This window comes from Paraglaciecola arctica BSs20135 (genome assembly GCF_000314995.1).
Taxonomy (GTDB): Bacteria; Pseudomonadota; Gammaproteobacteria; order Enterobacterales; family Alteromonadaceae; genus Paraglaciecola; species Paraglaciecola arctica.
This window is the reverse complement of record NZ_BAEO01000006.1, coordinates 1-13,325: the sequence shown is the minus strand read 5'-3', so window position 1 is coordinate 13,325 and position 13,325 is coordinate 1. Positions and strand designations below refer to the sequence as shown.

Here is a 13,325-nt window from a genome sequence, read left to right as displayed (position 1 = left end):
CAATGAGAGATCAAATCAATTATGACTCGTTAAGCTCATGGCTTTTTGAGGGGTACCAATATTAATAAATATTGCAATAATGATACTAGTTGGCAACAGAAAGTTTTATGTATCAAGGCAAAAAAAAGAGCCCATCGAAGGTTGGGGTTGATGGACTCTAATAGGTTGAGGAATTGTCTTTTGAGAAACCTATATTCTCAATTGATTAACACACTATTAGGTTAACCAGAAAATCACGTCTCTCATATTAGGGAAATCCACATATTTAAGTAGGCTGACTAGTGGGTCTCCGCAACTCATGATTTTTTGCCCCTCTAAAAATCATTGAAAAACAGTTTTTTTTCTAAGTAATCTAAAGAAAGTGGAGCCTGTAACAATTATTTCCATGGCGTAGATTTTTGATGATCCAGTGCGCACCATTTTACGTTTATCTTGTTCAAAAAAAACGCTCCACTACGTGCTTCCCACATTCATTTAAGAAGAATTACTAATAACCATATACCGGTATAAAATGTATCCTAACTACTCATCTTGACTTAATTGATGTGAACAAAAAGAGATATACAGGTTTTACCAATCAACACGGTAATCTGTAGCTAAAATATCAGTATTTAAGTTAAAAATTGTGTACAAAATCTACAAAAGGAATGGCAAATGGTTTCTTCAAATAGTCGTTATGTAAGTAATTTAACTCGAGATACACTTGCCTTAATTTTAGCTGGCGGTAAAGGTAGTCGACTATGTGAACTGACACAAAACCAAGCCAAACCAGCTGTTCATTTTGGTGGAAAATTCAAGGTAATTGATTTCCCTTTATCTAATTGTGTTAACTCTGGATTACGCAAGATAGGGGTTATGACCCAATACAAAGCCTTCTCTCTAATTCAACATCTGTCTCAGGGATGGGGCCATTTAAATAGAGAGTTAGGGGAGTTTGTTGAGCTATTACCCGCGTCTCAACAATATTCATCCAACTGGTATGAAGGCACAGCTGATGCGTTATATCAAAACATAGAATTCATTCGCGAACATGCCCCAAAATATGTTGTGGTATTGGCAGGCGATCACATTTATAAAATGGATTACGGAGATATGCTGGTTCAACATGCCGAAAGTGGCGCAGATATGACCATCTCATGTATAGAAATGCCTATTGAAGAAGCTGCTGGTACTTTTGGTGTAATGTCTGTTAATGAACAGAATAGAATTATTGACTTTCATGAGAAACCTAACGATCCCTGCGCACTTAAAGATAAACCCGGCAGCACCTTAGCGTCGATGGGGAACTATATATTTAGCACTGAATTTTTGATTGAATGCTTACTTAAAGATGCTAAGAATATTGAGTCTCAACACGATTTTGGCCACGATATTATCCCCGCAGCTATCAAAACTCATCAAGTACAGGCTTTTCGATTTAAATCAGAAGATCCAAAAACAGCCCCTTATTGGCGAGATGTAGGCACTCTAGATGCTTATTGGCAAGCCAATATCGACTTGATTAGTATCAGCCCGGAGTTGAACTTATATGATCAAGATTGGCCTATATGGACTTATCAGAAACAATCACCTCCCGCTAAATTTGTATTTAACGATGATGATCGTCGTGGCTACGCAATTGACTCAAGCATTTCAGGTGGGTGTATTATTTCGGGTGCAGAAATTAAAGAGTCGTTACTTTTTTCAGATGTTCATGTGCGCTCGTACAGCAAAGTTGAACAATCAGTGATCCTTCCCAAAGTGGATATCGGTCGCAATGTTCGTATCAAGCGAGCCATTATAGACGCTGGGTGTAAAATTCCTGATGGAATGAATATAGGTATGGATAGACAGCTTGATATCGCCAGAGGATTTCGCATTAGTAAGCGTGGAATTGTTTTGGTTACAAAAGGTATGTTGGCGAAATTAAATATGGACGCAGAGCGCAAAGATAACAAGTCACAGATAAGAATGATTGCTTGAGAGTGTGCGTAACAATGGTAAATAGGACTCTCCAAGTATTTTGGGCACCAGTGCTAATAGTTATGTTTTGTCTCATGACCAGAAGTGCAAATGCTACTAATTTGATGGTTGAGCAAGAGCCAGAAATTGCTATAGCTTTGGGAACGGCTGATGTTTTTGACAGTTCAAAATATGCCGGTTTTGGGGTTGAATATCGCCATTCTGCTTTTTGGAAAAGACTTAGACCTATTGTTGGTTACAGCATTACCCGTGAACACGATCAATATGTTTACATGGGGGTTCGTTACTTTTTTGTTCTTAATGATGAGTGGTTATTCAATCCTACCTTCGCTGTTGGTCTATTTGATTCTGGTAATGGCATCAAACTTGGCGGTAGTGTTGAATTTCGTTCAGGATTTGAGTTTAGTTATCGAATTAGTGACAGTGTTCGATTAGGCATTGGTTTGGCGCACTTATCCAATTCTAGTATTTATAAATCCAACCCCGGTACTGAGACAGTGGAATTTAGCCTAGCAATAACCCTTTAGATGCATTGGGTTATCGCTTTCCAATAAAACCAAGAAAGTCATGTATACATTAGCTTTATGTTGAATATGGCTTTTTGGCACCTTTTACTATTCCTGTGTCAATGTATCCCATCAATAAATAACCCAAAGGTTACTCTCTAGAATAACGATTAACTCCATTGTGTTCACACTCAACATTCGAATTTTTAATATGCTGTTAATAGCGCTTATTTACATAAAAAGTGGGGGGTAACAGCTTATATCAAATTTAATCTATGTAACCTGAATTAGGGATAAATAATACTAAGGGGTAGCCACAACTGTTTGGCGGGCAACCCTAATATCAGCTTACCAATGCATCCAGTACAATTGATTCATGACCGGAGTGATAATCAATGCCCTTAACTTTTTTTCAAATTTTTCCAGCTTTTCCAATTCACAATATAAATGTTGTTCGTTTACTGCGCCTTAATGGGCCACTTATTGTAGTGCTTAGTAGCTTATTAAATGTTGGCTGTAGCGCAGTGGGACCAGATTATGTTGCGCCTCAGCTTACCCCTCCTATTCAGTGGAACGGTGATATAGGTAGCCAGATAAACTCAAATCCATTAGATCCAGAGGCATTAAATCAATGGTGGACAACACTTAAAGACCCACTATTAACTAGTCTGATTGACCGCGCTATAACAGGTAGTCTTAGTCTACAAGATGCCGAGGCAAAGGTGCGTGAAGCCCGTGCACGGCGAGGCATCAGTGATGCAAATCGATTTCCAACTGTAAATGCTAGTGGTTCCGTAACTCGCAACCGCGTGAGTGAAAATGGTTTTTATAAAGGCACAAGTTACGCAGGCGCCACAAGCACTATCTACAATGGGGGATTCGATGCTGGTTGGGAAATCGATTTATTTGGCCGAACTCAGCGTCAAATAGAAGGCGCGCAAGCTAATTTAGAAGCAAGCGAAGAAAATTATCGTGACGTTCTAGTCACCTTGTTGGCCGAAGTTGCCTTAAATTATTTAGAAGTATGTACCCAACAATCCCGGTTATCAGTAGCTCAGGAAAGTAGAGATTCACAAGCCAATATAGTGGAGTTGGTGCGTTCCAGCGTTGAAGTGGGGGAGACTTCTAGGTTGGATCTTGAACAAGCCCTAGCCAATCTAGAAACCACACGTTCAGGCATACCTTTATTAGAGATTGCCTTAGCCCAAGCTAAAAATCGCCTTGCGGTACTATTAGGGCTACCGCCAGGCGCTTTGAATGATGAGCTCGTTGAACACCACGCTATTCCTCTCGCACCAGCTCAAGTTGCAGTCGGTGTTCCCGCTGAGGTGTTACGCCGCCGACCAGATATACGCAGAGCTGAGCGTATATTAGCCGCCGCGACAGCAAAAATTGGAGTGGCGACAGCGGATCTTTATCCTAGCTTTACCTTATATGGCTCTGTGGGTCTTGAATCTCTTAGCTCTGGGGATTTTTTAACGTCAGCCAGTCGCATATTCGGCATTGGACCCTCGTTGCAATGGAATCTATTTGATAGCGGACGCATACAAAACAATATTGCTATTTCTAACACACAGCAAGAACAAGCGTTTATTGCTTATCGAGCCGCAGTGTTACGTGCTTTGCAGGACGTTGAAAACAGCATCATTGCCTATGGTCAAGAAATGGTTCGCCGCCAAGCGTTAATTGACGGTGAACAGTCGGCTCGTAGAGCACTAACAATTGCCGAGGATCAATATAAGGCTGGCGAGACAGATTTTATAAGGGTGCTGGACTCTCAACGCAGTCTGCTTAATTTACAAGACCAGTTGGCCTCTAGTGATGGACAAGTTACTGCTAACGTAATCAGGCTTTTTAAAGCGCTGGGCGGTGGTTGGACACCACTAGAGCCAGAACTCCTTTGAAGCTATTACTTATGAAACATTTAAACAGTCATTATTATGGGAACCAAGCATGAATAAAACAACGATCAAGTTGATAGTCATATCCGTGATTATCTTGGCAGCAGGGGCGATCGGCTGGCAGTGGTGGCAAAATCAACAAGAGTCTATCCCTACAGATATTGTTTACGGTAATGGCAGAATCGAAGCTGATCAGGTTGACGTAACGACTAAATATGCGGGCCGCATAAAAGCAGTATTAGCCCAAGAGGGAGATCTAGTCGAGACAGGACAAATACTTGCCCAGATGGATACTGACGAACTCCAAACTGAACTGGCCAAAAGCCAAGCCCAGCTAGCTCAGACTCAAGCAATTGTTTACGAAGGAAGGGCACTATTGGAGCAACAACAAAGTGTATTAAAGTTAGCTGAGCAAGAACTGCAACGAGCTTTACCACTTGTTAAAACAGGCGCAATGGCGCAACGAGTCGCCGATCAACGACAAAGTGCTCACAATACAGCTGTAGCTACCGTTGCAGCTGCAAAAGCCCATCTGAACACACAACAGGAATCCGTTCAAGTTGCCCATGCTGCAGTCAAGCAAATACAGACAATCATTGACGATTCAACTTTAAAAGCACCAATAATGGGCCGAGTACTTTATAGATTGGGACAACCTAGTGAAGTAGTTGGAAATGGCGGTAAAGTATTAACATTACTCGATCTTGGAGAAGTTTACATGGAAGTGTTTCTACCTTCATCTCAAGCACATCGCGTCGCTATTGGCGCTGAAGCGCGTATCAAACTCGATATTATAGACTTTACTATCCCTGCTGTAGTCAGCTTTGTTTCTCCAGAATCCCAGTTCACGCCCAAACAAGTAGAAACCCAAAGTGAACGAGATAAGCTGATGTTCCGCGTTAAAGTTCGCATTCCCCAAAAGCTTGTGCTGGATCATATTGAACAAGTAAAAACTGGGGTGCGTGGTGTCGCTTATATTCGCCGCTCAACACAAGGGTCAGAACCAGCTTCTCCCTGGCCAGACTTTTTGCAAAACTTACCACCAGATGCCAATTAGCCCAATGTCAGTAACAACTAAAATGTATTGTATTAAATAAGGTCCGACATATGGCAGAACAACACCCTATTGCTCGCGTTCAGGGCGTTACGCATAACTATAAAAAGACCCTTGCACTGGACAATATCACGCTGGATATTCCAGCGGGTCTGATGGTGGGGTTGCTTGGACCTGATGGTGTGGGTAAATCTACACTGCTGGGACTTATTTCAGGAGCCCGGAAACTACAACAAGGCAACCTTGAAGTGCTCGGTGGTGATATGGCATTGACCAACCACCGTAACAGCATAGGGCCACGTATTGCTTATATGCCTCAGGGACTTGGCAAAAACCTATACAGCGAACTCAGTGTTAAAGAAAATCTCGATTTTTTTGGAAAGCTGTTTGGTCTAAGCCATACAGAGCGTAAAACGCGTATAGCTAGACTAACCCAAGCAACAGGTCTTTATACCTTTCTTTCGAGACCTGCTGGCAAGTTATCAGGAGGCATGAAACAAAAATTAGGACTGTGCTGTTCGCTTATTCATGATCCCGACTTACTTATTCTGGATGAGCCTACAACTGGGGTCGATCCGCTATCAAGACGGCAGTTTTGGGAGTTGATTGCGACCATTCGTAACGAGCGTACTTCTATGAGTGTCATTGTATCCACAGCTTATATGGATGAGGCTGAAGGTTTTGACTGGCTAGTTGCTATGGATGATGGTCATGTTTTAGATACTGGTACCCCGCAAGAACTTAAAACCAGAACCGACTCTGAAAATCTGGAAGCAGCGTTTATACGTTTATTACCCAAAGAAAAAACCGCTAACAATTCAGAACTGATTATACCTCCATACGAAAAAACTGAAGGTGCGCCAGCTATTATTGCCAAAGGGTTAACCCGACGTTTCGGCGATTTCACTGCTGTCAACGATGTAAGCTTTGAAATCCAAGCAGGGGAGATTTTTGGGTTTCTCGGCTCAAATGGTTGTGGAAAAACAACCACCATGAAGATGTTAACCGGCCTTTTGCCCGTATCCGAGGGTGAAGCCTTCCTTTTCGGTAAACCTGTGGACGCCAGCGATTTAGAAACACGTAAACGTGTTGGTTTTATGTCGCAAGGTTTTTCCCTTTATGGTGAGTTAACAGTGAAGCAGAACCTTATGCTACATGCTAGGTTGTTTCATTTAACTGCATCAAAAACAACTGAGCGCATCGAAGCCCTGGTTAAGCGTTTTGGTCTACACAACTACATGGAATCACACGCATCATCCTTGCCACTAGGCATGCGTCAACGGCTTTCTCTTGCGGTTGCTGTTATTCATGAGCCAGAAATTTTGATCCTTGATGAGCCCACTTCAGGCGTCGATCCAATAGCTAGGGATGAGTTTTGGGGGCTGCTGGTTGAGTTATCCCGTCGAGACAAGGTAACAATCTTTATTTCAACCCACTTCATGAACGAGGCATTACGTTGCGACCGTATTTCTTTAATGCATGCCGGCAAAGTACTTATTTACGATGAACCTCAACATTTAGTTGAGGCGAAAGGAGCAGCTTCGTTAGAAGAAGCATTTATCAGCTATCTCGAAGATGCAATCGGTGAGGTGGACACTCCTGAAATACAGTTAGATAAACCATTAGTGACTGAAACTGATAGCTCAGGAGGCTTAAAGGATAAAACAAAAGACGTCAAACTGAGAGGTTTTAGTCTCAATAGACTGCTTGCATATAGCTATCTTGAAACAATACAAGTTATACGTGATCCAGTACGTTTGGCGTTTGCTTTTCTCGGCAGTGCAATATTGTTGATTGTGATCGCTTATGGCATATCACTGGATGTAGAAGACCTGACTTTTGCCGTTCTTGACATGGACCAAACACCACAAAGCCGTCAGTACGTGAGTAATTTTCAAGGTTCACGTTATTTTATCGAACAAGCTGAACTACATAGTACGGATGAACTTGAGCGGCGACTTAAATCGAACAATATAACTTTAGCCATAGAGATCCCGCCGGGCTTTGGTAGGGACTTGAAAAAAGGGCAAACCCCTAGTATTTCTGCATGGATAGACGGTGCTAATACTACCCGGGCGAGTACCATTGAAGGTTACGTAATGGGAGCCCACGTGCAGTATCTCACGCATATGGCAACTTCCTTAGGTATAGATGCAAGTGCAACATATAAGGTGAACTTGGTATCACGTTATCGCTATAACCCATCCTTTGAAACTATCAATTCTATAGGTCCTAAGACTCCGGCTATGCTGCTGTTATTGTTTCCGGCGATCCTGATGGCAGTGAGCATTTCACGAGAAAAAGAAATAGGCACCATCACCAATTTCTACGTTACCCCAACCAATCGCTTAGAGTTCTTAATTGGAAAACAAATCCCCTATATTGGCATCGGTATGGCTAATTTTGTCATTCTGACACTGATGGTAGTATTTTTATTACAGGTGCCGTTAAAGGGTAGTTTACTAGGCCTAAGTCTGGGTGCTTTCTTTTACGTTTGTGCCTCTACCGCTTTTGGACTGCTGGTGTCGTCAATCACAAAATCTCAGGTTGCCGCTATTTTTGCCACTGCAGTTTTATCGGTAATGCCATCGGTACAATTTTCAGGGATCATTCAACCCACTTCAACATTAGAAGGGGCAGGGCACTTTATCGGTTCGGTTTGGCCTGCAACCTATTACATGCACCTTAGTGTTGCTGCTTTTACTAAAGGGTTAAGCTTTACTGATTTAACCCAAGACTTAGTTGTTCTGGCGATATTTGGGCCATGTTTTGTGATTTTTGCCGCGATGTTTTTAAAGAAACAGGAGGCGTAACCAATGAAAACTTGGATTAACATCTTCTGGCTTGGAACTAAGGAACTGCGCACCGTTCTTAGCGATTTATTTGTTGTAGGCTTGATCGTTTATTCGTTTAGCGTTGATGTGTTTTTACAAGCCACTGCCATTAGTGAATCAGTCAATAATGCTTCAATTGCTATAGTCGATGAAGATCACTCAGCACTTTCACGGTCTATCGCAAACGCACTTTATCCTCCATATTTTAAAGAGCCTGAACTGATTTCAGCTGCTGAAGTTGACGACGCTATGGATCAAGATCGTTTTATGTTCGTGATTACCATTCCACCAAAATTTGAACAGGACGTGCGCCAGAGCCGCCAGCCTAGTCTGCAAATTGATATCGACGCGACTGCGGTCACTCAGGCAAGTCTTGGTAACAGCTACATTCAAAGCATAGTTAACAAAGAAGTAAATCACTTTGTAAATCGCTCAGATGCCACAGCATCATATCCAGTAACACTAGTTGTGAGGCGGGCTTTTAATCCTAACGGGACAGGTATGTGGTTTGGTGCGATTAATGCGCTGCTCAATCAGATCACTATGCTAACTATAATACTAACTGGTGCGGCGTTATTACGAGAGCGGGAACACGGCACAATTGAACACTTGTTAGTAATGCCACTGACATCGTTTCAGATTGCTCTGTCCAAAGTATGGGCAAATGGCTTAATCATTCTTGTGGCGTTCTCTATATCCATGTGGTTTGTTGTTGAAAGCCTTCTCGATGTTCCGATAACAGGTTCTAGACTGTTGTTGCTCAGCGGCACGACTATTTATCTATTCACTGCCGCAGCAATCGGAATTTTTCTTGGAACTATCGCCCGTACTATGGCGCAATTTGCACTACTACTGATGATGGTGATCATACCAATGATGCTGCTTTCTGGCGGTTTAACACCCATCGAAAGTCAACCTGAGATAATTCAGCCGGTAACCTGGTTTTTACCTTCTCGCCATTATATGGCTTTTGCTCAGGCAGTTGTTTTTCGGGGAGCAGATATTAGTATTGTCTGGCCACAACTTCTGGCTATCACGGGTCTAGGATCGGTTTTCTTTATTGCCAGTTTGGCGTTGTTTCGTAAAAGCATAGCGACTGAAAAATAGATTTTTTCACTTATTAAATAGAGGACCTATGAAACGTGAAAAATTCTAATTTATAAGGAAATGGATATATATTTTAGCAGTTAGTACGATCACTAAGAGTCGATAAATACCTGATTAACAGAGTACTTGAAAACTTTATTTTTTGGCTAATGACCAAGTATCTTCAACGTTATAAAAGGCCGATGTTACTAATCAAGAGCATTTTTTACATCAATGATAGAAGCGCCCGGACGAGGCGTTTTTTTCTGCCAACTGTTGGGGTTTGCGCCCATCTTTTTGCCTAATTCAATTAAACTGTGCATGGTATCGGGATCAAATAAATTTTCAGTAATCGGTATGTTAAAATTTTGAGGTATGGCCACAAAGTGCATTTGGACATCTAAATCTTTGCGGGTGTTTGCCATACGTGCAAATAAATCAACACCTTGAATGGTTTGTAAAATTGAGCTGTGCATCAGTGAAACAATACTTCTTTTTGTAATTTCAGACCAAGTAAGTTTTGTGATCTCAGGATCCATAACAAGTTTATTGTTAATAATGACCCATATCCTGATTTTTACCGGTTTGTTGCCTTGTATGTAAGGAAAAGGAGTATCCTCATTATATAACCACGAAATATCATCAATCCCGCTAAGCATCTGCATTGATGCCGCACCATCAACATAGAGATATTTATTAATATTAACTGGCGGGAAAGCACCTGGTATAGCAGACGATGCTATGAGTCGAGTTGTAATTGCATCTTTCGCTTTATTTTCAGAGTAGTTGATTGCGAGTGAGCCAAGATCCCAAGCACGCATTACACCAAAATCTAAATTGGTTGCGCCAACTATGAGTAGCTTATTCTGTTTGGCGTTTTCGGCGATTTCTTTTACATAATTTGCAGTAATACTATCGCGAATAGTTTGGTGTAATTTTGTTGCATCGTAATAGGGATCATTTCCAGCCAAAAACGCTAAAAACATGCGTTTAATCACCATATTTTTGTTAGGTTGTTGATATATATCGACAATGTCGTTGTATGCCTTTTTAGATCCCACAAACGCAAATGGCGCAATAAGCGCACCGGTACTGATCCCTGTAACACTATCAAAATCGGGGCGCTGGTATTCCCCTTGTTCTACTTTTCCCCAACCATGTAAAAAACCAGCACCAAAAGCGCCCATTTCACCGCCACCAGATAAAACCAAAATATCGTAACTTTGTTCTTTATCAGCAGTGGAATTGACATATTCTTGGCGAAGCCGCGCTGCACTTTTTGTAGAAATAAGCACCAAATCGTCTTGATACCGAGCGACAAAATCATCTTTACTATCTAACAGTTCTTGATGACTCATATTTCGTATAGGCGATGCGCAAGAACACAGTAAAACCAACAACAAAACAAGGTAACCATATGTTTTTAAGGGTAAATTCGTCATTTATTCTAATTGCCTATTTTGTCTTGAGGATGTGTTAGCTACTAATAGTAATGTCATAAAGCGTTGCTGGTCAGCCAATAGCAGGTTAGGGCGCTTATGCTCATAAAATGCTAGCGAAACTAAAGTGCGAATATTTGGAGCTAGTTGGATTTTGGAGCGTTTAATGGATCCTTTTATTACTTTGACTCAGGAAATCACTGCGCCAAAGGCCGTCTATTTGATCACTTTGGTAATCGTAAGCCTTAGCAAAACAATCAAAATTTCCTTCTGCGCAATTATAGTGTGTATCAACTCTATTTTTTTCGTTTACCTACTGATCTCCATAGATTTTGTATTAACACCAATTGCTTTAATATTTATACGTTGCTCCGAGGTACGCCACAAATTTTACTTTGAATTTAACTTTAAGATTAACAAGTAACACATGTGACTGAGTCAAACATGCCTTCAGTTGGGTCCATAATTACTAAATTATAAAAGACCTGATAATTATCCGATATTGGTAATTACACTTAGATAGTTGTGGAGATTCACAATATTGTATTTCTTTAAGAACTGATGGTTTAAAGCAGCTATAGGGGCAGGGGTATACAGCCAAAAAAAGCGCCATTGGTATGGGCGCTTTTAGTTTTTCGCAACAAAGTAAACTGCATAATATCTGTTACTCTCTTATTGATATTTTCCGTTGAAGTTTCTGAGCTTCCTCAGATTTTGGCATAGAAACACTCAATACCCCTTTTTTTAAAATAAGCCTTAATTTTGTCTTCTTCGACGCTAGGAGGCAGTGAAAAACAGCGTTTTAAAAAGCCATAACTGCGCTCTTTTAGATGATAATTACCTTCTTTATCCTCTTCTTTATCCTCTTCTTTTTCAGTTTTTTTCTCACCGCTTAGCGTCAAAACACCATCAGATAAATCTAAGCTAATATTTTCAAGATCCAAGCCCGGTAGTTCAGCAGATATATTGTATGACTTGTCGTCTTCCGTAATATCGACTTTAGGATTTAGGGGGAATTCAGTTGACTCAATACTGCCAAAACTTGGCTGTAAAAAGGCCAGCCATGAGTAAATTTATCAAATAAAAGAACGAAATCAAGTTAAAGAAATAGCCAAAGAGGTAACTGAAAAAATGCAGGAAATACTGGTTTTAGATTGGCGTAAAAAGCAACGTACCAAAGCCAGAGTTAAAAATATGATAGAAGAAGTCCCAGATGGCTTGCCTGAATCATATGACGATGATTTATGGCCAAAGACCTGTAGCGCGATTGAACTGGATCGTTCCAGTCCAAGACTTGGATAATCACACACCAGATTCCCCATATAATCGAACACATCATGGAATTCCTACAATGTATGTTAGGGAAGAAAAAAACATGGTGGGTGCCAATAATTGATTAAATAAGTATTATTTTACTAGATTTTAAGCAGTAATTTTAGAAAGAAGATCTCGGCCTATTGTTCTAGCTCTAACAGACATTGATATAGTTTGGTCGATATTATCAATAAAACTTTCAACCTCTTTTTGCATATTACGATTTGCACTAGTCAAGGCACTAGTCATATTGGGAACATCTTTTATTGATTGTAAAAATGATGAAAAACCCTTTCTCCCTTCGCTAGCACCTTTCTCTACAGCATCAATTTCAGAAATAAATTTAGTTATTTCTTTTTTTGGTTCTAAAGTTCTTGAAGTACCATTAACAAGCACGAACTCAATGTTAGTGCCTAAGTCATTTATTACAGTTCTATAACGCTCATTATCTTTTGAAAGCTCAAAAGAAAATTTATCTAAGCATTTTGCCAATTTAACTATAAAGTTTCTTCTATCTTTAGTTGGTAAATCAGCGCTGCTTAAGATCAATTTGGTAGTTTCTGAAATCTCTGGTACAACCTCTCCTAATAATATTTCAGAAACGTTATCCAATATTTCCATTAGGGTTTTAAACTTTTCTTCCATTTCAATTTGATGATCCCATAGACCATATGATTCAATGTCAGAATCAATATTTAAAGCCTCACTAATTGAAACGGTAGTAGATTTCGAAACCTGAAACGAGAAATCTTTTACTGGATTCCCAAATGGTATGGAATCTTTGAAAGCTCCTTTTGCAATTTCTAATAATTCTTTTTTTGCATTATTCATTTTTGCAAAATGTAAAGAATATGGAATAACTCGATATGAGCGTAAATCAAAAGGCAATTCTTCAATATCTTGAATAAGTAAGACAACGTCTTTTTGCAATGCATGAGCGATTCCTAACTCATAATAAACATTAGGATTAGAATCCGTTAGATCTGCAACTATTAAATCACTGGTGGATATCGCAACTACAATATCTTTTAGAATGTTGTTCTGACTCTTTATATCGTCAGCTCTAGAGACTTCATAATAATCATTCAAACCTTCACAAATCAAGTGCTTATAGACGTCAGTCAATTCATTAGAAAATGGCATAAGTACAAACGCTTTCTTTTTGTCATTAGTCAACAATCCCATGTAAATTTTACAAAAAAAGTAAATTAATTAAGTAGAAATCAAAA

Annotated in this window: 10 protein-coding genes; 7 read left to right on the top strand and 3 right to left on the bottom strand. The window is 40.2% G+C overall.

Annotated elements, in window-relative coordinates:
• The first annotated feature begins 654 nt into the window (after positions 1-654).
• The 6 genes from glgC to GARC_RS01310 all read left to right on the top strand — a co-directional run bounded on the left by glgC (position 655) and on the right by GARC_RS01310 (position 9,364).
• Entirely contained in the window at positions 655-1,962 is a 1,308-nt protein-coding gene (gene glgC, locus GARC_RS01335) for a glucose-1-phosphate adenylyltransferase (protein ID WP_007615927.1), read from the top strand.
• Between the two features lie 74 nt (positions 1,963-2,036).
• On the top strand, positions 2,037-2,489 hold the full coding sequence (locus GARC_RS01330) for an acyloxyacyl hydrolase (RefSeq protein ID WP_226989039.1): 453 nt from the start codon (positions 2,037-2,039) through the stop codon (positions 2,487-2,489).
• Positions 2,490-2,863: 374 nt separating this feature from the next.
• Positions 2,864-4,372 carry an efflux transporter outer membrane subunit gene (locus tag GARC_RS01325; protein ID WP_007615923.1) on the top strand — a complete coding sequence of 503 codons (1,509 nt, stop codon included), beginning with the start codon at positions 2,864-2,866 and terminating at the stop codon, positions 4,370-4,372.
• A gap of 49 nt (positions 4,373-4,421) precedes the next feature.
• On the top strand, positions 4,422-5,426 hold the full coding sequence (locus GARC_RS01320; RefSeq protein ID WP_007615921.1) for an HlyD family secretion protein: 1,005 nt from the start codon (positions 4,422-4,424) through the stop codon (positions 5,424-5,426).
• 50 nt (positions 5,427-5,476) lie between these two features.
• On the top strand, positions 5,477-8,236 hold the full coding sequence (rbbA, locus tag GARC_RS01315; protein ID WP_007615919.1) for a ribosome-associated ATPase/putative transporter RbbA: 2,760 nt from the start codon (positions 5,477-5,479) through the stop codon (positions 8,234-8,236).
• Positions 8,237-8,239: 3 nt separating this feature from the next.
• Positions 8,240-9,364 carry an ABC transporter permease gene (locus GARC_RS01310; protein ID WP_007615917.1) on the top strand — a complete coding sequence of 375 codons (1,125 nt, stop codon included), beginning with the start codon at positions 8,240-8,242 and terminating at the stop codon, positions 9,362-9,364.
• A 188-nt stretch (positions 9,365-9,552) separates the two neighbouring features.
• Here GARC_RS01310 and GARC_RS01305 read toward each other — a convergent pair whose 3' ends face one another.
• Together GARC_RS01305 and GARC_RS26160 are read right to left on the bottom strand one after the other, a co-directional pair.
• Positions 9,553-10,785, bottom strand: a complete 1,233-nt coding sequence (locus GARC_RS01305) for a patatin-like phospholipase family protein (protein WP_007615915.1) — start codon at positions 10,783-10,785, stop codon at positions 9,553-9,555.
• A 704-nt stretch (positions 10,786-11,489) separates the two neighbouring features.
• On the bottom strand, positions 11,490-11,726 hold the full coding sequence (locus GARC_RS26160; protein ID WP_007615913.1) for an Hsp20/alpha crystallin family protein: 237 nt from the start codon (positions 11,724-11,726) through the stop codon (positions 11,490-11,492).
• Positions 11,727-11,853: 127 nt separating this feature from the next.
• On the opposite strand from GARC_RS26160, the gene GARC_RS26155 reads away from it, so the two are divergent.
• The gene (locus GARC_RS26155) at positions 11,854-12,084 is read left to right on the top strand and encodes a type I restriction enzyme endonuclease domain-containing protein (protein ID WP_322786535.1); all 231 of its coding nucleotides are present in this window, start codon (positions 11,854-11,856) and stop codon (positions 12,082-12,084) included.
• 120 nt (positions 12,085-12,204) lie between these two features.
• On the opposite strand, the gene GARC_RS01295 is transcribed toward GARC_RS26155, so the two are convergent.
• Positions 12,205-13,272: a TIR domain-containing protein gene (locus GARC_RS01295; RefSeq protein ID WP_161603921.1), complete on the bottom strand. Its 1,068-nt coding sequence runs from the start codon at positions 13,270-13,272 to the stop codon at positions 12,205-12,207.
• Between the last annotated feature and the right edge of the window lie 53 nt (positions 13,273-13,325).